The following is a 19,110-nucleotide window of genomic DNA, read 5'->3' as shown; positions in this document are numbered from 1 at the left end:
ACATTTCCGGATGGTGGCGAAACGCCTTATCCGGCCTACGCCCCGCCGCCCAGCGACTGCCAAAGGGTAATGCGGTTATTCAACTCGGTCTGCTGGAGTGCAATCAGCGTTTGCTGTGCCGACCACAGGGTGCGCTGTGCAGTCAGTGCGGTCAGGTAATCCCCAACTCCGGCCTGATAGCGCTTCATCGCAATGTCCAACGTCTGCTGCTCCGCCGCCACATACTGGCGCTGGGCATCAAGCTGCTCATCCAGCGTCTGACGCCGCGCAAGCGCATCGGCGACATCTTTAAACGCGCTCTGAATGGTTTTCTCGTAGGTCGCAATCAGCCCTTGCTTCTCGGCCTGTGCATAGCGGAGATGCGCCAAATTGCTGCCGCCGGTAAACAGCGGCAAAGAAATCGACGGCGCAAACGACCAGACGCTCATACCGTGACTGAATAGCGATGACAGCGAGTCGCTGCCAACGCCTGCACTGGCGGTGAGGGAAATGCTGGGGAAGAAATTGGCCCGCGCGGCGCCAATATTGGCGTTGGCGCTCAACAGGTTATGCTCGGCCTCCTGAATATCCGGCCGCTTGAGCAGTACCGATGACGAGACCCCTGCCGGAACCAGCGTGATGGTGTTATTGCTCAGGCTTTCCAGCGTGCCCGGCAGCAGAGCATCCGGGACGGTTTGCCCTGCCAGCAAGTTGATGGCGTTTTTATCCTGCATCACTAACGTCTGATTGCTGGCAACGCTGGCGCGCGCCTGCTGATAGACGCTCATGGCCGAACTGACGTCGGTTGCGGCGGCGGTGCCAATCTGCTGCTGGCGTTTGACTATCTTCAGCGAGTCGGCGGCGCTGGTCATGGTCTGCTGCGCCAGCGCCAGATTGCTGTTATCCGCAGCCAAAGTAATCCATGCGGTAGAGAGTTCGGCAATCATCGTCAGGCGCGTATTCTGCGCGGTGTATTCGCTGGCAAGCCAGGTCTCCCTCGCGGCGCGGGAAAGGCTCTGATTACGTCCGAACAGATCCAACTCGAAGCTGGAAACCGCGCCGTCAGCCTGGGCGGTCGTGGCGACGCCGTTAGCCAGCGTGCGGCTACGGCTGCCGGTGAGTTCTGCATCAACCGCTGGTAAAAGCGATGCGCGGGTTTCACCAAACTGCGCTCGAGCGGCGTCGATATCGGCAATCGCCTTTTGCACATCGCGGTTGCTGTTCAGCGCCATGCTGACCACTTTGTTTAGTCGAGCATCGTTCACCACCTGCTGCCAATCGCCGATAACGACGCTTGCCTGCCCCTGTGTACCCGGCAATGATGCTGGAACTGGCGCATCGGGGCGCTGATAGTTGGGATCAAGTGAGACACAGCCAACGCCGAGGAATGCAATAAATAAAACAGAAAGACGAAACATAACTTACCCCTGACGGCGTTTACCGGCGAACAGATGCTTCACCAGTACAAAAAATAGTGGAACGAAGAAAATCGCCAGCAGCGTTGCGGTGAGCGTACCGCCGATAATCCCAGTACCAATGGCGATACGGCTGTTTGCACCTGCACCGGTAGCAATCGCTAGCGGCGTAACCCCGGCGACGAACGCCAACGAGGTCATGATGATCGGACGCAGACGGGTTTGCGCTGCCCGCAGCGCAGCACGGGAGAGCGAATAGCCTTCGGCCACGGAGGCTTCAGCGAACTCGACAATCAAGATGGCGTTCTTCGACGACAGCCCAATGGTGGTCAACAGTGCCACTTGGAAATAGACGTCATTACTCAGGCCTCGCATCCACGCTGCCAGTGCCGCGCCCAGCAGGCCGAGCGGGATAACCATGATGACGGAGATCGGTACCGACCAGCTCTCATACAGCGCCGCTAGGCACAAGAACACCACCAGAATCGAGATGGCGTAGAGGCTCATGGCCTGACCGCTGGCCAGTTTTTCCTGCAACGACAGGCCGCTCCATGCCCAGGTAGAACCTGCGGGCAGATTGTTGGCGAGGGTTTCCATGGTGGTCATCGCGGTACCGGAGCTGGCGCCGGTGGCGTTTTCCCCCTGTATCTCATAGGCGGCAGAACCGTTGTAACGCACCAGACTTTCCGGGCCATATTCCCAGCGGGTGGTGGCGAAAGCGGAGAACGGCGTCATGCTGTCGTCGCTTCCGCGCACGAACCATTTGCCGAGGTCGGACGGCGCCGAGCGGGAATCGCTATCGCCTTGGATATAAACCTTCTTCACGCGTCCACGGTCGATAAAGTCATTCACGTAGGTGCCGCCCCACGCGCTGGACAGCGTGGCGGTAACATCGCTTAGCGACAGCCCCAGCGAGACCGCCTTGCCGTTGTCGATATCCACCTGCAGCTGTGGTGTTTGCGGCATATCGTTGGCACGCACCGCGTGCAGCGTGGCGTCTTGGTTGGCCTTCGCAATAAGCTGATCGCGCATTTTCATCAACTCGGCGCGATCGGTGCCGCCGCTGGCCAGCAGTTCGAAGGTAAAGCCGTTACTCTGGCCCAACCCATCCACCGATGGCGGCGTCATGGCAAACAGCGTGGCATCGCGAATCGCCCCCAGTTCTTTGGTGGCACGCAGGGCAATGGCCTGGGCAGTGTTTTCCTCGCCCTTACGTTCAGACCAGTTTTTCAGCGACACAAACGCCATCCCGGCGTTCTGGCCGCTGCCGCTAAAACTAAAGCCGTTCACGGTGAAGATAACGTTGGTATTGTCTTTCTCGTTATTAAGGAACCAGTTGGTCACCTGCTGACTGACTTCCGCGGTGCGCGAGTTAGTCGCCCCGGCAGGCAGAGTGTACTGGACCATGATTTCGCCCTGATCCTCGACCGGCAAGAAGCTACCGGGCAGTTTCCACATCGCCAGCGCCATGCCGCCGCAGATAGCCAAATAGATCACCATCACCAGCCCAGAGCGGCTGAGCGTGTTGAGAACCTTGTGTTTGTATTTGCGCTCGCTGGTTGCATAAATGCGGTTAAACGCGCCGAAGAAGCCTTTCTTATGCGGTGGCGTATGGCTGAGAATCGAACCACACAGCGCGGGCGTTAGGGTTAGCGCCACCACCACCGACAGCATCATGGCCGAAATAATGGTGACCGAGAACTGGCGATAAATAACGCCGGTAGAGCCGCCGAAGAACGCCATTGGCAAGAACACCGCTGACAGCACCAGCGCAATGGCAACCAGTGCGCCGGAGATTTCGCCCATCGATTTTTCAGTGGCTTCGCGGGCGGGTAGCCCCTCATCGCGCATGATACGTTCGACGTTTTCCACCACCACGATGGCGTCATCCACCAGAAGCCCGATGGCGAGCACCATCGCAAATAGCGTTAAGGTGTTGATGGAGTAACCAAACAGCGCCAGGATGCCAAAAGTGCCGAGCAGCACCACGGGCACCGCCAGTGCGGGGATCAGGGTGGCGCGGATGTTTTGCAAGAACAGATACATCACGCACACCACGAGGATAATGGCTTCAAACAGCGTTTGAACCACGTCCTCAACGGAGATTTTAATAAACTCGGTGCTGTCTTTTGGATACGCAACATCATAGCCCTGAGGCATGTTGCGCTTGTATTCGTTGATTTTATCTTTGACCAGCGTTGCGGTGCTCAGCGCGTTCGCGCCCGGGGCCAGCATCACCGCCATCCCGGCCGCCGGGTGACCGTTCAGTTTGGCGACGGCGGTGTAATCTTCACTGCCCATCTCCACGCGGGCAACATCGCCAATGCGTACCACGGCACCGTTCGACTGGCTTTTTACGATAATGTCTTTGAACTGATCAACCGTCTGTAGGCGTGATTGCGCGCGGACGGTGGCGGTAAGTTGCTGAGTGTCGGGTGACGGCAGCGCACCAATTTTACCCGCAGAGACCTGCACGTTCTGCGCTTCAATCGCGGTCTGCACGTCGGACGGCATCAGCGAGTAAGAGGCCAGCTTCGCCGGGTCCATCCAGATGCGCATCGCATATTCCGCGCCAAACACCTGCAGACTGCCGACGCCATCAATACGGGCCATCGGATCCTGCATGTTACTCACCAGCCAGTCGGCGATATCCGAGCTGCTGGCTTTATCGGTGGTATCGTAAACCCCCATGATGAGCAGGAAGTTGCTCTGGGATTTGACGACGGTAACCCCCGCCTGCTGAACTTCGCTTGGCAAACGAGACTCCGCCTGCTGGACCTTGTTTTGCACCTGCACCTGTGCGGTATCCGGATCGGTACCCTGTTCAAAGGTCACGTTAATGCTGACCGAACCATCGGAGCTGCTTGTGGAGGTGAAGTAGAGCAGGTTATCCAGCCCGGTTAACTGCTGTTCAATCACCTGGGTGACGCTGTTTTCCAGCGTTTGGGCCGATGCCCCGGTATAGGTTGCGGAAATCTTAATTGACGGCGGCGCGACGTCAGGATACTGCGCCACCGGTAGCGTTTTGATGGCCAGCATCCCAGCCAGCATGATCAGAATGGCGATAACCCAAGCGAAGACCGGGCGTCGCACGAAGAAGCTGGAAAACATCAGGCTTTCCCTCCGTTGCTTTTCACTTCAACGGGGTTAACCTGCTGCCCAACCATCACTTTTGCCGAGCCTTCGACAATCAATTTATCGCCGGCCTGCAGGCCTTTTAATACCAGCCATTTGTCGCCGTAGGTTTCACCGGTTTCCAGTTCGCGCTGCTCGACTTTGCTGTCAGCACCGATAACCAGGGCGGTGGCGGTTCCTTTGGCATCGCGGGTGACGCCCTGCTGCGGGGCGAGAATGGCATCGTTCATGATGCCCTCGTCCACTTTGGCGCGAACGAACATTCCCGGCAGCAACTGCTGTTTCGGGTTGGGGAAGACCGCGCGTAGGGTGACGGAGCCGGTGGACTCATCCACTGCCACTTCGGTCAGCGCTAGGCGACCTTTTTCAGCGTAGGTTGAACCATCTTCAAGCGTTAGCGCCACGTTCATGGTGTCGCTATTGGTGGCCAACGACTGCTTGCGCAGACGGAGCAGATCAACGCTGGTACGGGTGAGATCAACGTACATGGTGTCTAGCCCGCGAATGGTCGCTAGCGCGGTGGTTTGCTCAGCGGAAACCAACGCCCCCGGCGTCACCGAGGAAATCCCGATACGCCCGGCAATCGGTGCGGTAATGGTGGTCCAGTTCAGGTTGATGCGTGCGCTTTCCAGCGCGGCATTTTTCGACTCCACGCTGGCCTTATCCTGCGCGCAGGTTGAGGCCGCATCGTCGGCATCCTGACGGGAAACTCCGTTCTCTTTGACTAACTGCGCGTAACGCTGGGACTTCGCACAGTCTGCGGCGACCAGCGCCTGGGACTGTTTCAGCGCGGCAGCGGCTTCGTTGTAGGTCGCGCGGAAGCTATCTGGCTCTATTTGATACAGCGGCTGTCCGGCCTTAACGTTATCGCCTTCGGTAAAAAGTCGCTTCTGAATAATTCCGGTGACCTGCGGGCGCACCTCTGCGCTCATGGCGGCGGCGGTTCGACCGGTCAAGTCGCTGACGATGGACACGGGCTGGCTCTTTAATGTCACGACGCCAACTTCCTGCGCGGGACGCTGCGAAGCGTCAGTGGGGGCATTATCGCATCCGCTTAGGAGAAATAATGCAGCGATGGTGGTTGTGATGTATTTCATATTTTTCTCGGGGTGAACAAAGTCCTCCTCGCCAATTAACGCGAGGATTTTAAGGGTAAGCAGGCCCATGCTTCCGGAAAGTCGGAAACGGCAAAAGGGGGAAAATATTCCCCTGGTGTTTAAGCGGTATTAATTATTTTGCAGTTACAAGCATATTAATAATGTCCTGATAGATATTTTCCATCTCTTCTGACGCAACGTGTTGAGGTACCTGACGACGATAAATGGTGCCTTCTACCATCACCGCCATCACTTCAACACAGCAGCGAACGCGCGTTTCACTCAGCTGCGGGTAGGTTTTACGCAGGTGGTCGCAGGCGTTGTTGAACATGCGTTCATCGGCCTCTTTAAGCCAAGTGGCAACCTGCGGGTTGCGGCTGGCTTCGGCAGACATTTCCAGCATCAGCGCGTCGTCTTCTTCGTTCAGCGTCATGCGCCACGCCAGCATATGCGGCATCAGGTGGGTCTGCGTCTTGCCTTCCATTCCGGCGATTCGCAGATCGATAACGCGGCGGATCATCTCTTCGATTATGGCGTCTTTATTGCTGAATTCACGGTAGATTTGTCCCACGCTCAGCTTTGCTTCGGCGGCGATCTGCGACATGCTGGCAGCATGAAAACCGCGCTGGAGAAAACAACGGCGCGCGGCGTTAAGAATGTCATCCCGGCGGGCTTTTTGCCGGGCTTCCAGTTTGCTGCTCATTGCTTATCTCCGCCGTTTTAGATGATGAGAATGATCGTTCTCATTTTTCGTCAATTATACGTTTTCAATCGTCAATGAAAAGCATTATCTGGAATATTTCTACCGCCGCTTGTTCTCGCAGAAAATAGTGGAGGAAATAAGGATTTTCTGTGAAATTAAGCTGTCGATAGCACGAAATAAGGCGGGATAAGTTGGAACTATTAATTAAAGATATAATAACTGAAGATGACAAAGCCGAATTACTCACCGGACTGCGGGCCTATAACCGCCAGTTTATCGACGCCAGCGAATGGGGCGATATCTGCGTTTACCTGCGCGATTCTCAAGGGACGATGCGCGGCGGCCTTATTGGGCAGCGTAAGGGCGATTGGTTGAGCATCGACTATCTTTGGGTGTGTGAAACTGTGCGCGGCGATGGCGTTGGCAGCGCGCTTATCAACCGTGCGGAGGCGGTTGCACGGGAGAAAGGTTGCCTGCATGCGCTGGTGGATACCATCAGTTTTCAGGCGCTGCCGTTTTATCAAAAACAGGGATATCAGTTGGTGAATACGCTAGAGAATTTTCCGCAGGCGGGCATGGCGCGCCATTATCTTACGAAAATGCTGTGAGGGGTGCCGGATGGCGGCTACGCCTTATCCGGCCTACTCCGTTTTGTGCGCCTTATCCGGGCTGCTCCGTTTTGTAGGCCGGATAAGCGCAGCGACATCCGGCAAGGCATATTTCACTCGTGCCGCGTTTTCAGCGGCGCTTCCTTCAGCAGCCATGAAAGCACAAACGCCAGCACCATAATCGCCGCCGCCATCATAAATGCCGCGTGAATCGCCGAGCCGAATGCGGTGAGATAATCGGCGCGAATCGCCTCGGGAAGCTGGTGGATAGCCACCGGGTTCATTCCTTTGGGAATGCCCGCCCCCTCCGGAAGCAGGCTGGTCAGGCGAGATTGCAGGACTGACGTAAACACCGCGCCAAACAGCGCCACACCAATAGAACCGCCAATCGAGCGGAATAGCGTCACCCCGGATGTCGCCACGCCGTAGAGGTTAGCGCTCACCGTGTTCTGCACCGCCAGCACCAGCACCTGCATAACCATCCCCAGTCCCATGCCTAGCACGCCGGTAAACAGATACAGCTGCCAGGTTGGCGAATCGATGGTTATCCGCGTCAGCAGCAGCATACCGATAAAGCCCAGCAGGGTGCCGACAATCGGGTAGATACGATATTTGCCGGTACGGCTAATAGCCCGACCGCTGGCAATTGAGGTCAGCAGCAGGCCGCCCATTAGCGGTATCAGCTGTAGCCCCGCCTGAGTCGGCGTGGCGTTTTTCACCACCTGCAAATAGAGCGGCAGGAAGGTCACAGAGCCAAACAGCGACATGCCGATGATAAAGCCAATCAGGCTGCACAGCAGGAAGCTGCGGTTACGGAACAGCGATAGCGGGATAATCGGCTCCCACGCCAGCCGCTCTTCATAGATAAACCCGGCAATCCCAATCAGACCGAAGGCCAGAATGCACCATAGCTGCGGGTCGCTCCACTCGCGTACCGTGCCGCCTTCGGTGGTGAATAGGATGATGCAGACCAGCGCCATCGTCAGATACAGCGCGCCAAGCCAGTCAATCTCATGCTGGCTGCGCTTGTTGCTGGAGTGGAATACCGCGCCGATAACGAACAGCGCAAACAGCCCCAGCGGCAGGTTGATGTAGAAAATCCAGCGCCACGAGGCGTGCTGGACAATAAATCCGCCGATAAGCGGCCCAATCACCGTCGCTAAGCCAAACACCGCGCCGAACAGCCCTTGATAACGGCCACGATCGGCGGGCGGAATGACGTCCGCCACGGCCGCCATGCTGATGACCATCAGGCCACCGCCGCCAAGCCCCTGCAGCGCACGCATCAGCACCAACTGGGTCATGTTTTGCGCCAGCCCACACAGCGCGGAGCCGACAAGGAAGAGGATAATGGCGATTTGCAGCACCCGCTTGCGGCCAAACAGATCGCCAAATTTGCCGTATAGCGGCACCACGATGGTCGAGGTGAGGATATAGGCCGTCACCACCCATGAAAGCTTGTCGAGGCCGCCCAGCTCGCCGACAATGGTCGGCAGCGCGGTCGAGACGATAGTCTGGTCGAGCGCCGAGAGCAGCATCACCAGCAGCAGTGCGCTGAACAGCAGGCGGATTGAGGTCACGCCTGCGGGTTGCGCGGTCGTCGAAATTTCGGACGCCATTGTGTTCTCACTTGAAATTAATTAAATGCATAATTAATATTTATTGAAGATCATTCAGAGGTCAAGGGATCCCGTACCTATGTCAGCACAAAAAGACCATCCGCAACCCCGTAAGCCAGGACGCCCGCGCGGCAGCAAGCCTAATACTGCCAACCGCGAACAGCTTATCGACATCGCCCTGCGGCTGTTTTCCCGTCAGGGCATTGCGCAAACCTCGCTGAACGCCATTGCGCGTGAGGCCAGCGTGACGCCGGCGATGCTGCACTACTACTTCAATTCACGAGAGCAGCTGCTCGACGTCATGATTGAAGAGCGGTTCTTACCGCTGCGTGAGCAAATCACCCGCGTATTTGGCGACTATCCCGACAATCCGGTGCAGGCGCTGAGTGAGATGGTCAAGACACTGGCCGTCGTTGCCGCGCAACATGAGTGGTTCGCGCCGCTATGGATGCAGGAGGTGATTGGCGAAATGCCGGTACTGCGTCAGCATCTGCACGCCCGCTTTGGGGATGAGAAATATCACGCGACGCTGGCGAGAGTGAAAAGCTGGCAGGCAGCAGGCAAGGTGAACCCAAATTTGACGGCGGAATTGCTGTTTACGACCCTGCTGAGCTTAGTGCTGGTGCCGTTTTCTCGTATGCGTAACGATGAGCGACTGGGAATGTTGACGCCGGAAATTATTGTCAGCAATGCGCTGGCGGTGCTGCTGCAAGGGATTGGGCCTGCATCAGTTTCTGCCTTGGCTGATAATTGTTAACCATTCTGTCGCGGTGAGAGATATTATTCCCACCGCGATTGTTGCTCCATCGATAAGAAAGAATAAACGAGCGAAATTATCGTTAAATATTAGATCTCAATTTCCTGAGTTAAATCATATTCAATTAACGCCCACGCCGCCGGTTTGCCTTGGTAATAAGGCATAATATCCCCTCGTCGAAGGCTTATTACCGCCGATACCGCGCTTTCAGAGAGCTGCCAGTATCCCGCTTGCGGGCTGTACTGACCGCTGCTGCGGATGGTGCCTAGCGGTTTGCGCTCGGTGTTTTCCGTTGCGGTCATCGAAGAGAGTACCGAAAGCGTGTAATTGCTACTATCTATCTTCATAACGTGATAATCCAAAAATGAACACACGTCATAAACAAGCGACAATATTCCGCTACAACTTAAGCGTTGGTTTAAATATTTATTAAACGAATAATTTAGAGCGTTTGATTGCAATAAAACGCCGTTTTCGCCAAAATAAGCCTCCGTACCGCTCAAAAAGTATTCTAAATGATTAAGCACCTGATTAATTCATGCATTCTTATTATGGCATTGACGTCCGCCAGCGCCTTTGCTGTGGAATGTCAGCGTGCCGCAACGCCGCTTGAAAACACCATTTGCGGTAATGACAACCTAAACTGGCTGGATGACACCATGGCGAGCGTTTATCGCGCGATGCTGGTTCGTCGCGGGGCGAGCACGGTGCATCAGGAATACAAAACGTGGGAAAAGTCGCTGGAAAGCTGTTCATCGGATGAATGCATTGAGCGAGCCTATTACGCCGGCATCAGTAAGATTGCCGAGGTGCCGCCGGGCTTTCAATGGGAAGGGCGCTGGTGGAACTCCAGCGCGGCCAATATGAGCGGTGGGGAGATTCAGTTTAGCCACAGTGCCGACTGGTCGATTACTGCCGATATCCGTATTTGGGCCGGGTTGAATAAAGACGAGTTTACCGCCGAGGCGCGCAAGCTCAACGGGATGGTGCTTATCGACAACATGATCGATAGCAAACATTGCAAGGTGCTGTTTATTCCGCGCAGTAGCGGGGCCATTCAGGCCTATAGCAACGCCGACTTTGGCTGCCGTCTGTCGTTACCCAATGGCGCATTTATTGACGGTCGCTATTTAAAATCGGATGTCGATCCGCGACCAAAAGCCACGTTGCTGTCGCTGGCGATTTTCACCGACCCGAAAATGGATGAACGCTTCCGTACGCTGGTGGGCGAGGATTATCAGAAGTTTGTCGATACGGCGAATGTTTATATCTATCAGGAAGATATCGATAATATCGGCGCCACGGTTGTCTCGATGTGGGTTCGTGGTGCGGCGAATGCCCACACTGCCATTATCATGTATACCGCTAACGATATCTGGGCCGCGCGCGTTGAACCGGATGCCTCTGGCAAACTGGTTTTCTCCTACTTCAGTACGCGGGGTAATGATGTGGCGAAAATGCCACGGACGCTGGCGGGCTGGAAGTTGCGCTACCTCGACCAGTAAGAAAACGCGCTTAACGGGCCATTTCATCCCGGCCCGTTAAGCGCGGCGCTGTTAAGCCAGCGTTCCCACCACGTTCAGGTCGGCATCATCCGGCACTTCATTGTAAGAAAGCACATGCAGTCCGCTGGCGAACAGGCGACCGTAGCGCGAGATCACCGGGCGTAGCTGCGGAGTTACCAGCAGCAGCGGCGGCAGACTGTTCGCTTTCATCTGCTCATAAATCATCGGCATCGTATTTTGCAGCTGGGTCAGAATATTCGGGTCAACCGGGAAACTGTCCAGCGCGACTTTGCCTGCCTGTTGCGCCTGATTGAGCGCACCCAGCAGCATATTTTCCAACTGATTATCGATGGTGTAGGCCGCAAGCTGCGGGCGATCGCCGTTAATGTTGTGCACGATGGCGCGGCGCAGCGCGTAACGCACGTCGGCGGTGAGCAGCACCGGATCTTTGGTCACTGCGGAACTTTCCAGCAGCGTGGAGGCGATGGTGACGATATCTTTCAACGAGACCTGTTCCAGCAGAAGCTGGCGGTAAATACGCAGCAGCTGGCTGTAGTTGAGCGCGGCGTTTAAATCCTCCGCCAGTTTTGGTGCCTGTAGCGCCAAACGAGCATGAAGATGGGTAATATCGTCGTAGTTGAACAGGTCTGGCAAATGCTCGCGGGCCACTTTGTTGACATGCGTTGCCACTACGCTTGCGCAGTCCACCACCTGATAGCCGAGGTTCAGGGCTTTGGCTTTTTGCTCTTGGTCAATCCACACAATCGCCATCCCGTAAGCCGGGTCAGTATCCAGCACGCCGTCGATTTCTCCGTACAGCTCCGTGCCAGGGATTGCCATCAGTTTTTCGGCGTTCACTTCGCCCATTGCCGTACGGATGCCGTTGATGTGAATGGCATATTGCGCGGGCTTCAGGCGGAAGTTTTCACGGATACGGATTTCCGGTAGCAGCACACCGCACAGCTCGGAAATCACCTGCCGAACCCCGCGCACGCGCAGCGACAGCGGGCTGCCTTTGGCTTCATCGACCATCGTCACCAGCTTATAGCCGAGGTTCAAGCCAATCGGCTCGACCAGCGGAATGCTATCCCAGGTGATCGCCGGATTGGCATCCGGGGCCAGCGCGTCGGTAATGGCCTCCATATCCGTCTCTTGTGGCGCAGGCTGCACCGCCTTGCTTTGACGCCAAGCGGCAAATACCAGCAGGGCGGTAAAGCTCAGGAAAGCGATGTGCGGCATGCCCGGAACGATGGCGAGGATGAACATCACGAACGCGGCGGTATACAGAATTTTTGGCTTGGAGAGCAGCTGCGTTTTAATTTCGTCGCTAACGTCGTTACCTTCGCTGACGCGGGTCACAATGATTGCGGCAGCGGTAGCCAGCAGCAGCGACGGGATCTGGGCGACCAGGCCATCACCAATGGTCAGCAGCACGTACTGACGGAAGGCGTGTCCGGCATCGAGATCGTATTTGAAGATACCAATACAGATACCGCCGATCACGTTGATGATAAGCACCATGATCCCCGCGACGGCGTCACCGCGAACAAATTTCGACGCCCCGTCCATCGAACCGTAGAAGTCGGCCTCTTTGGCCACTTCTTGACGGCGGGTACGCGCCTGCTGCTGGTTAATCAACCCGGCGTTGAGATCGGCGTCAATCGCCATCTGTTTACCCGGTAGCGCGTCGAGTGTAAAGCGTGCGGATACCTCAGAAATACGCTCCGCACCTTTGGTAACCACCACGAAGTTGATGATCATCAGGATGATAAACACCACGAAGCCGACGACGAAGTCGCCGCCGATCACCACCTGACCGAAGGCTTCGATAACCTTACCGGCGGCGCCTTCCCCTTCATGACCGTTTAACAACACCACGCGCGTTGACGCAACGTTCAGCGTCAGGCGCATCAGCGTGGTTATCAGCAGCAGGGTGGGGAAGATGGCAAAGTCCAGCGGACGCTGCATGTTGACCGCGACCAGCAGTACGATAACTGCCAACACGATGTTGAATGTAAACAGAATATCCAGCATCAGCGGCGACAGCGGCAGAATAACCATCGCCAGCACGCAGAGAAGCAGGATAGGTACAGCAATCCCCTTGCGGAGCACGCCGAGCGCGTTGCGCGTCTTACTGTTCGCCATTGGCTTTTAATACCTCTTGAGGAATGTCTATATGCCTGTTCAGGCTTGGTTTTTTCTCAGCTTGGCCTTTACGCCAAGATTTCAGCTGCATCACGTAGGTCAGCACGTGGGCAATGGCGCGGAACAGCTGCGCCGGAATTTGTTGGTTGACGCGAGTGGTGTAGTAAACGGCGCGCGCCAGCGGCGGAAACTCTACGATTTCAACATGATGGCTGGCACCGACTTCACGGATCCACAGCGCCACGTCGTCAATACCTTTGGCGACGATATAGGGTGCTTCTGCCTTTAGCGGGTCATATTTCAGGGCCACGGCGTAGTGGGTCGGGTTGGTAATAATGACGTCTGCTTCCGGGACGGTACGCGAGATCTGCCCCATCGCCATCTGGCGCTGGAGTTGGCGAATGCGTCCTTTAATCTGCGGGTTACCGTCGTTGTTTTTATGCTCTTCCTTCACCTCTTGTTTGGTCATGCGCATTTTTTTGGTGAACATAAATTTGCTCAGCGGTACATCCAAAAGAGCAAAAATGACGATAACGGCAACGAAATAGCTAATAACGTGCTTGAAAATGGCAAAGCCGTGATTGATGGCCTGATTCAAATACAGCCGTTGTAGGTGCAACAGGTTGTCCATCTCGCCGTGCACCATGGTGTAGATAACGGCGAGGATGGTGGCGCATTTCAGCATCATCTTGCCGACTTCGGTGTAGTGGCTGGCGGAGAACATGCGCTTTACGCCGCTGATAGGGCTGAGCTTTTTAAAATCAGGCTTAAGCTTGTTGGGCGTGAAAATCCAGCCTCCCGGCACCAGGCTTGCAATAATGCAGGCCACGGGAATCGGCGTTAACGTGGCAATAAAGCGCAGCAGCACCCATAGGTTTTGCATCAAAAACTGATTAAGGATATTCGGGTTATCCAAATCCTTCGCCATCTCGCCAACCGCCGCAAATGACTCGCCAATAAGCTGGCGGTAGTAGGGCAAAAAAGTCGCCATCGTAAAGAACGAGGCCACCAGACCTACCGCCATGGTTAAATCTTTTGAACGGGGAATATCCCCCTTTTCCCGCGCTTTGCGCAGTTTTCCGGGGGTGGGTTTTTCGCTTTTATCACCGCTTGAAGAGGACGACATTACTGCACCCTAATGGCGTCGAGTTTCGCCAGAATTTCGTTGGTTAGATGGATGTAGTGGTCAGGAATGTTGGTGACCAGCATCGAAATACACAGCAGGCCAAACAGCATGCTGATAGGAAAGCCCAGTGAAAACAGGTTTAGCGTTGGCGATACGCGGTTAAGCAGGCCGAAGCCGCCTTGTACTATCAGCATGACGAAGGTGGTCGGCAGTGCAATCAACGTGGCGGCAGACATAATCCAGCCCAAACCCTGCGCGACCAGCATCAATGTCGGCTGGTTAATGGCCTGGCCGATGGGCCAGTAGCTGAAGCCCTTAAACAGAATGGTCACCAGCAGTAGATGCCCGTCCATGATGAAAAACAGCAGCGCGCAGAAGACATAGATTATTTGTGAAATGACCGTGGTCGAGCTGCCGTTGACCGGATCGTTCATCATCGCCATCCCTAGCCCCATATTCATCGACAGAATATTCCCCGCCGTTTGCAGCGCGATAAACACCAGCTGCAGCGCGGTGGCGAAGAGAAAGCCCCACAGGATTTGTTCGCCAATCAGCAAAATGGAGCGCATCGAGAGAAGCTCATTGAGCACCACGTTGTTCGGCAGCATCGGGGTGATAACGAGGGCCAGCGCGATGGCGGTGCCGACTTTAATACGTCGTGAAAAGACGCGGTTATCGAGCACCGGAACGAACTGTAAAAAGGCGAGGATGCGGAAGAATGGCAGCACCAGCGCCAAAAGCGGCGTCCACAACGTCTGAATATCGATTCCCATATGGCTTAACCGACCAGCGCCGCCGCCTGATGGAAAATCTGCACCGTAAAGTCGACCAGCTGTGTCAGCATCCACTTCCCGGCAAAGATCAGCACCCCAAGTGTCACCACCAAACGCGGAAGGAAGCTCAGGGTCTGTTCGTTAATCTGGGTGGTGGCCTGGAAGATACTCACGCACAGGCCAACCAGCAGACTGGGAATAATCGCGACAGCGGAAATCAGCAGCACCAGATGAATGCCTGATGCCATGATGTCGCCGGCGGTGTCCATATTCATCATCGCTACAATCCTTGCACGCTGGAGGTGAGCGTACCGACAATCAGCGTCCAACCATCGCAAAGCACGAACAGCATCAGCTTAAACGGCAGCGAGACAATTAACGGTGACAGCATCATCATCCCCATTGCCATCAGAATACTGGCGACAATCAGGTCGATAACCAAGAACGGGATGTAAATCATAAAGCCTATCTGGAAGGCGGTTTTCAGTTCACTCAGTAGATAGGCCGGGGTGACAATCGTTAAATCCTGCTCACGCGCGTCGCCTTCGACCCCCGCAATGGTCATGATTTGCGCCATTGCTTTATTATTGGTCTGCGCCAGCATGTACTTCTTCAGCGGCGCTTCGGCGTTAACCAGCGCCTGTTTCAACGTAATCTGGTCGTTCTGGAAAGGTTCTACGGCATCGCTATACACCGTCATCCAAACGGGGCGCATCACCAGCAGAGTTAGCGCTAGCGCAATGCCGGTGAGGATTTTGTTTGGCGGACTTTGCTGCAGCCCAAGCGCCTGGCGCAAAATGGCCAAGACGATGATAAAACGGGTGAAGCAGGTCATCATCAGCACCATGATCGGCAGCAGGCCGAGCAGGGTCATCAAGATGAGGATTTCAATTTTGACGTTGTAATCCTGGCCCGCACCGTGGGCGGTGGTGCTAAACAGCGTGATGTCGCCGTTCGCCGCCAGAACAGGCTGGGCGAACAGCAGGCCAATCAACAGCAGCAGCGTGATACCGCTGCGATAAAACGCGCGGTTCATCGGGTTAGCTCACCCAGCTCTTTTGCATTGAACTCAATAATACGCAGACCGTATTTGTCGTTCAGAACCACGACTTCGGCTTTACCGAATGCAATGCCGTTGACCTTGATGTCCAGCGGCTCGCCCGCCATCTTATCCAGCTCGATAACAGAATCACTGTTCACCGCCATCAGCTCGGCTAGGGAGATATTCACCGAGGAGACTTCCAGCGTCAGCGTTACCGGAATACGGCTAAACAGCGCCATGCGGCGGACGTCGGTCAGCGGTGCATTGCGCGTTTCCGGCTGTAAATCGAGGCGAATATTGCCTTCAACGGCTTCATCATGCGTCAAATCGCTGAGATTCAGGTCGTCCAGATCCAGGGTCTGGTTCAGCTCATGTTGTAAATCACTCATATTGCTTCTCGGTTGTCTTGTCATGGATATCGCACAAGAAAAGCTTGCTGCGATCTTCGGCAATAGCCGCTTCAAAAATCTGTTCTTTGCCGATAAATACCGGTAAAGGCTCGTTAATCGCGATAGGGATGATGTCCCCAGGTTTGATATCGGCGACCTGTGCGACGGTTAAATTGAGGCTGGCGAGGCGGCCATTGAGCTTCAGCGGCAGGCTGTCGAACAGGCGCTCTATTTGTCCCGGGCTTAAGGTGGTGCCTTTCTCAATCGCGCGATCGTTGGCATCCGGCGTCCGCAGCGCAGCCAGCATCTGGTCGACATGGTGGTTATCGAGCAGGATGGTAAAGCTGCCGTGGCTATATCCTTCGAGCGTGAAGGTGATACACCACGACCACTGGTTAATCACCGTGGAGTGATCCACTTTAATGTCTAGGTCTTCACCAAACGTTTCCTTGCAAATCACCAGTGAAGTCAGTTCCTGGCCTAATTTACTTTTCAGCCGTTCTTCCGTTTTGGTGACCGGTAAAGAGTCATCGGGTTCAATATGATTACTGTCTTTGCTGAGACCATAATAATCATGAAGAATATTGAGCAATAATATTCTGTCGATGACAAATGCGATATTCCCGTAAGGCGTTGAGAATATTTGGGCATTTTTATAATGCTGGTCAATAGCAAAGGTCATCGATTCTAACGCGGCGTTAACGCGCAGCTTTTTTAGAAAGTAAATACCCAAGCGCGCATCAAGAATGTCAAAGCTGTCATTCATTAGCTTAGGCAGTTTGTGCCACGGGCGACCGAGTTTGCTGACATCAAGTTTTACCAGTTCAGGAAGATTATCCTGCTGATGGATTCTGATTCGCTGTGAAGCAGGGTACATGATTATTCCGGTTTGCTATAAATGCCTGATAAGACCACAGCGTGCGCGTTTCGTTAATCGAGAACGTTCACGATAATTTTTTCCAAGAAGCATTTGAGTTTTGAAAACGTTGTGACGCTTTACATCAACAGCGAAGATTCTTCAGCGAATGAAAACTCGAATACCTTTTTATTTAGGATGTGGATTAAACCTTTGTGCCTCTTTTATTGCAAGAGGGAAACGGTTATTAATCCATTATTTTTCCGCGTCCATCACGATTAAGAACTTCAGTAACTTATTGTTTTATAATGGTTAATATTTTAATATCCATTAAAAATGAGACAATTCCTAGTCTGTGCGTATACTAGGCGGCATATTTTCACGGAAGGTTTTTTTCCTCGTGATAATACTGCTGTCTTTAATTTTTATTAACGTTATATAAGTGCCTTTAATCCTTCATGTAGCAATGTGGTTTGAACGCGTCTTTAATAAAGATTAGCGCATTCTTCTTTTCGTCATATTTTACTGGTACCGCAAAATGAACATTATCATTGAACGTGAAGACCGTAATGGTGATGGCTTTGTTGCCGTCTCCCCTGCCAGCATGGGCGTCATTTCATTAGCCCGCCGCGTTGCTAAATATAATGTTTCAGTTTTGGTCACAGGTGAAACGGGAACCGGAAAGGAATGCGTTGCCAAATATATTCATGAGCATGCCTGTGGCAGCGACGCTCCGTATGTTGGAGTGAACTGTGCGGCTATTCCAGAGAGTATGCTGGAAGCGATTTTATTTGGTTATGAAAAAGGCGCATTTACCGGAGCGGTCGCTAGCGTGGCCGGTAAATTTGAGCAGGCAAACGGCGGGACGCTGTTATTAGATGAAATTGGTGATATGCCTTTGGCATTACAGGCGAAATTATTGCGTGTATTGCAGGAACAGGAAGTTGAACGTCTGGGAAGTCATAAACGCATTCCGCTGGATATTCGGCTGATCGCCTCGACCAATAAAGACCTGCAGCAAGAAATTGCCGAAGGACGTTTCCGTCAGGATCTGTTCTACCGCATTTCGGTAGTGCCGATTCATATCACGCCGCTGCGCGAGCGCAAGCAGGATATTTTGCCGCTGGTGCAGCGTTTCATCGCCAAATACCGCGCATTCCACAAGGGTGATGTTCGCCTAAGCGACGATGCACGCCATGCGCTGCTGGGCTACGACTGGCCGGGCAACGTACGTGAACTGGAGAACGTCATCCAGCGAGGCATGATCCTCAAAAATGGCGACGAAATTAAAGCCGCCGATTTTGGCCTGGTGGCGCGCGTGCCGCTGCCGGAAACCCCAGAAGTCGGCATGATGCCGGCCTACCGTGAACAAGATAGCGGCAGCTCAGCCATTCGCGATGTGAAATTGCACGGTCGCTTGGCGGAATACCAGTACATCATCGACCTGTTAAAACGCCACAAGGGCAACAAATCTAGGACCGCAGAATTTTTAGGGATTACGCCGCGCGCACTGCGTTACCGCCTTGCATCAATGCGTGATGAAGGCATTGATATCGAATGTTATTCCTGAGGCCAGGAAGGAAGAATTTATGGACAAGATAGCTGCCGCAGGTATCAACACCGCGCAACAGGCGATGCTCAATCGTATGCAACAGACGGCCTCGCTGGCGTCTGCCGGTTCGGTTAACGCTTCACCAACCATTGCGCCGGCGAACTCCGCGTTTAGTGCGACGGATTCGGTCTCTTTCTCACGCGTGTTGAATAACGCCATCGACAATGTTGATGCGTTGCAGCGCAGCGCAGGGGCAAAACAGACCGCCATTGAGATGGGTCAGAGTGACGATTTAGCCGGCGCGATGATTGAGAGCCAAAAAGCCAGCGTGGCTTTTTCGGCCATGATGCAGGTGCGCAATAAGCTCAATAGCGCGCTGGACGAAGTGATGAATATTTCGCTGTAAGGT

18 protein-coding genes are annotated in these 19,110 nt (G+C 54.4%); 5 read left to right on the top strand and 13 right to left on the bottom strand.

What is annotated here, in order from left to right; all coding sequences use genetic code 11:
- Window positions 1–35 precede the first annotated feature (35 nt).
- The 4 genes from AB4K05_RS13510 to AB4K05_RS13495 all read right to left on the bottom strand — a co-directional run bounded on the left by AB4K05_RS13510 (window position 36) and on the right by AB4K05_RS13495 (window position 6,329).
- On the bottom strand, window positions 36–1,397 hold the full coding sequence (locus AB4K05_RS13510; RefSeq protein WP_368480472.1) for an efflux transporter outer membrane subunit: 1,362 nt from the start codon (window positions 1,395–1,397) through the stop codon (window positions 36–38).
- A 3-nt stretch (window positions 1,398–1,400) separates the two neighbouring features.
- On the bottom strand, window positions 1,401–4,505 hold the full coding sequence (locus tag AB4K05_RS13505; RefSeq protein ID WP_368480471.1) for an efflux RND transporter permease subunit: 3,105 nt from the start codon (window positions 4,503–4,505) through the stop codon (window positions 1,401–1,403).
- Complete coding sequence (locus AB4K05_RS13500) at window positions 4,505–5,626, bottom strand: efflux RND transporter periplasmic adaptor subunit (protein ID WP_368480470.1); 1,122 nt, start codon at window positions 5,624–5,626, stop codon at window positions 4,505–4,507. The genes AB4K05_RS13505 and AB4K05_RS13500 overlap by 1 nt, the downstream gene beginning before the upstream one ends.
- 133 nt (window positions 5,627–5,759) lie before the next feature.
- Entirely contained in the window at window positions 5,760–6,329 is a 570-nt protein-coding gene (locus tag AB4K05_RS13495) for a TetR/AcrR family transcriptional regulator (RefSeq protein ID WP_368480469.1), read from the bottom strand.
- Between the two features lie 191 nt (window positions 6,330–6,520).
- Between AB4K05_RS13495 and AB4K05_RS13490 the strand changes: the two genes are divergently transcribed.
- Window positions 6,521–6,937: a GNAT family N-acetyltransferase gene (locus tag AB4K05_RS13490; protein WP_368480468.1), complete on the top strand. Its 417-nt coding sequence runs from the start codon at window positions 6,521–6,523 to the stop codon at window positions 6,935–6,937.
- A gap of 113 nt (window positions 6,938–7,050) precedes the next feature.
- Here AB4K05_RS13490 and AB4K05_RS13485 read toward each other — a convergent pair whose 3' ends face one another.
- Window positions 7,051–8,556 carry an MDR family MFS transporter gene (locus AB4K05_RS13485; RefSeq protein ID WP_368480467.1) on the bottom strand — a complete coding sequence of 502 codons (1,506 nt, stop codon included), beginning with the start codon at window positions 8,554–8,556 and terminating at the stop codon, window positions 7,051–7,053.
- 79 nt (window positions 8,557–8,635) lie between these two features.
- Here AB4K05_RS13485 and AB4K05_RS13480 point away from each other — a divergent pair, with 79 nt between their 5' ends.
- Window positions 8,636–9,313 (top strand): TetR/AcrR family transcriptional regulator, encoded by a 678-nt coding sequence (locus AB4K05_RS13480; protein WP_368480466.1) that lies wholly within the window; start codon window positions 8,636–8,638, stop codon window positions 9,311–9,313.
- An 89-nt stretch (window positions 9,314–9,402) separates the two neighbouring features.
- Here the strand turns inward: AB4K05_RS13480 and AB4K05_RS13475 are convergent, their stop codons facing one another.
- Window positions 9,403–9,660, bottom strand: coding sequence for a hypothetical protein (locus AB4K05_RS13475; RefSeq protein ID WP_368480465.1), 258 nt, complete (start codon window positions 9,658–9,660; stop codon window positions 9,403–9,405).
- Window positions 9,661–9,864: 204 nt separating this feature from the next.
- Between AB4K05_RS13475 and AB4K05_RS13470 the strand changes: the two genes are divergently transcribed.
- On the top strand, window positions 9,865–10,818 hold the full coding sequence (locus AB4K05_RS13470; RefSeq protein ID WP_368480464.1) for a lysozyme inhibitor LprI family protein: 954 nt from the start codon (window positions 9,865–9,867) through the stop codon (window positions 10,816–10,818).
- Window positions 10,819–10,869: 51 nt separating this feature from the next.
- Here the strand turns inward: AB4K05_RS13470 and AB4K05_RS13465 are convergent, their stop codons facing one another.
- Genes AB4K05_RS13465 through AB4K05_RS13435 form a run of 7 tightly spaced genes read right to left on the bottom strand, consistent with a single transcriptional unit; the run spans window position 10,870 to window position 17,170 of the window.
- Window positions 10,870–12,963, bottom strand: coding sequence for a flagellar biosynthesis protein FlhA (locus tag AB4K05_RS13465; RefSeq protein ID WP_368480463.1), 2,094 nt, complete (start codon window positions 12,961–12,963; stop codon window positions 10,870–10,872).
- The gene (flhB, locus tag AB4K05_RS13460) at window positions 12,950–14,089 is read right to left on the bottom strand and encodes a flagellar biosynthesis protein FlhB (protein ID WP_368480462.1); all 1,140 of its coding nucleotides are present in this window, start codon (window positions 14,087–14,089) and stop codon (window positions 12,950–12,952) included. The genes AB4K05_RS13465 and flhB overlap by 14 nt, the downstream gene beginning before the upstream one ends.
- A complete protein-coding gene (fliR, locus tag AB4K05_RS13455) occupies window positions 14,089–14,862 on the bottom strand; it encodes a flagellar biosynthetic protein FliR (protein WP_368480461.1) in 774 nt (257 codons plus the stop codon). Before fliR ends, flhB begins: the two co-directional genes overlap by 1 nt.
- A 5-nt stretch (window positions 14,863–14,867) precedes the next feature.
- On the bottom strand, window positions 14,868–15,140 hold the full coding sequence (gene fliQ, locus AB4K05_RS13450) for a flagellar biosynthesis protein FliQ (protein WP_061280600.1): 273 nt from the start codon (window positions 15,138–15,140) through the stop codon (window positions 14,868–14,870).
- A gap of 2 nt (window positions 15,141–15,142) precedes the next feature.
- Window positions 15,143–15,898 (bottom strand): flagellar type III secretion system pore protein FliP, encoded by a 756-nt coding sequence (gene fliP / locus AB4K05_RS13445; protein WP_368480460.1) that lies wholly within the window; start codon window positions 15,896–15,898, stop codon window positions 15,143–15,145.
- A complete protein-coding gene (gene fliN, locus AB4K05_RS13440; protein ID WP_368480459.1) occupies window positions 15,895–16,293 on the bottom strand; it encodes a flagellar motor switch protein FliN in 399 nt (132 codons plus the stop codon). Before fliN ends, fliP begins: the two co-directional genes overlap by 4 nt.
- Complete coding sequence (locus AB4K05_RS13435; protein ID WP_368480458.1) at window positions 16,286–17,170, bottom strand: FliM/FliN family flagellar motor C-terminal domain-containing protein; 885 nt, start codon at window positions 17,168–17,170, stop codon at window positions 16,286–16,288. The genes fliN and AB4K05_RS13435 overlap by 8 nt, the downstream gene beginning before the upstream one ends.
- Before the next feature lie 517 nt (window positions 17,171–17,687).
- Here AB4K05_RS13435 and AB4K05_RS13430 point away from each other — a divergent pair.
- Complete coding sequence (locus AB4K05_RS13430; protein ID WP_368480457.1) at window positions 17,688–18,719, top strand: sigma-54 interaction domain-containing protein; 1,032 nt, start codon at window positions 17,688–17,690, stop codon at window positions 18,717–18,719.
- Window positions 18,720–18,738: 19 nt separating this feature from the next.
- Window positions 18,739–19,107, top strand: coding sequence for a flagellar hook-basal body complex protein FliE (fliE, locus tag AB4K05_RS13425; protein WP_368480456.1), 369 nt, complete (start codon window positions 18,739–18,741; stop codon window positions 19,105–19,107).
- The last annotated feature ends 3 nt before the right edge of the window (window positions 19,108–19,110 follow it).

Origin of the sequence: Kluyvera sp. STS39-E (genome assembly GCF_040932435.1) — a bacterium.
In the GTDB taxonomy this organism is placed as follows: Bacteria; Pseudomonadota; Gammaproteobacteria; order Enterobacterales; family Enterobacteriaceae; genus Kluyvera.
Note: the sequence above shows the minus strand (reverse complement) of the source record. Positions and strands in the feature narration are given on the sequence as shown.

Bases quoted from the DNA above. Each gene is read 5' to 3' on its own strand.
- fliE (WP_368480456.1), top strand. From the start codon at position 18,739: ATGGACAAGATAGCTGCCGCAGGTATCAACACCGCGCAACAGGCGATG.
- AB4K05_RS13435 (WP_368480458.1), bottom strand. From the start codon at position 17,170: ATGTACCCTGCTTCACAGCGAATCAGAATCCATCAGCAGGATAATCTT.
- AB4K05_RS13465 (WP_368480463.1), bottom strand. From the start codon at position 12,963: ATGGCGAACAGTAAGACGCGCAACGCGCTCGGCGTGCTCCGCAAGGGG.
- flhB (WP_368480462.1), bottom strand. From the start codon at position 14,089: ATGTCGTCCTCTTCAAGCGGTGATAAAAGCGAAAAACCCACCCCCGGA.
- AB4K05_RS13505 (WP_368480471.1), bottom strand. From the start codon at position 4,505: ATGTTTTCCAGCTTCTTCGTGCGACGCCCGGTCTTCGCTTGGGTTATC.
- fliN (WP_368480459.1), bottom strand. From the start codon at position 16,293: ATGAGTGATTTACAACATGAGCTGAACCAGACCCTGGATCTGGACGAC.
- AB4K05_RS13510 (WP_368480472.1), bottom strand. From the start codon at position 1,397: ATGTTTCGTCTTTCTGTTTTATTTATTGCATTCCTCGGCGTTGGCTGT.
- fliR (WP_368480461.1), bottom strand. From the start codon at position 14,862: ATGGGAATCGATATTCAGACGTTGTGGACGCCGCTTTTGGCGCTGGTG.
- fliP (WP_368480460.1), bottom strand. From the start codon at position 15,898: ATGAACCGCGCGTTTTATCGCAGCGGTATCACGCTGCTGCTGTTGATT.
- fliQ (WP_061280600.1), bottom strand. From the start codon at position 15,140: ATGATGAATATGGACACCGCCGGCGACATCATGGCATCAGGCATTCAT.
- AB4K05_RS13470 (WP_368480464.1), top strand. From the start codon at position 9,865: ATGGCATTGACGTCCGCCAGCGCCTTTGCTGTGGAATGTCAGCGTGCC.
- AB4K05_RS13500 (WP_368480470.1), bottom strand. From the start codon at position 5,626: ATGAAATACATCACAACCACCATCGCTGCATTATTTCTCCTAAGCGGA.
- AB4K05_RS13485 (WP_368480467.1), bottom strand. From the start codon at position 8,556: ATGGCGTCCGAAATTTCGACGACCGCGCAACCCGCAGGCGTGACCTCA.
- AB4K05_RS13430 (WP_368480457.1), top strand. From the start codon at position 17,688: ATGAACATTATCATTGAACGTGAAGACCGTAATGGTGATGGCTTTGTT.
- AB4K05_RS13475 (WP_368480465.1), bottom strand. From the start codon at position 9,660: ATGAAGATAGATAGTAGCAATTACACGCTTTCGGTACTCTCTTCGATG.
- AB4K05_RS13480 (WP_368480466.1), top strand. From the start codon at position 8,636: ATGTCAGCACAAAAAGACCATCCGCAACCCCGTAAGCCAGGACGCCCG.
- AB4K05_RS13495 (WP_368480469.1), bottom strand. From the start codon at position 6,329: ATGAGCAGCAAACTGGAAGCCCGGCAAAAAGCCCGCCGGGATGACATT.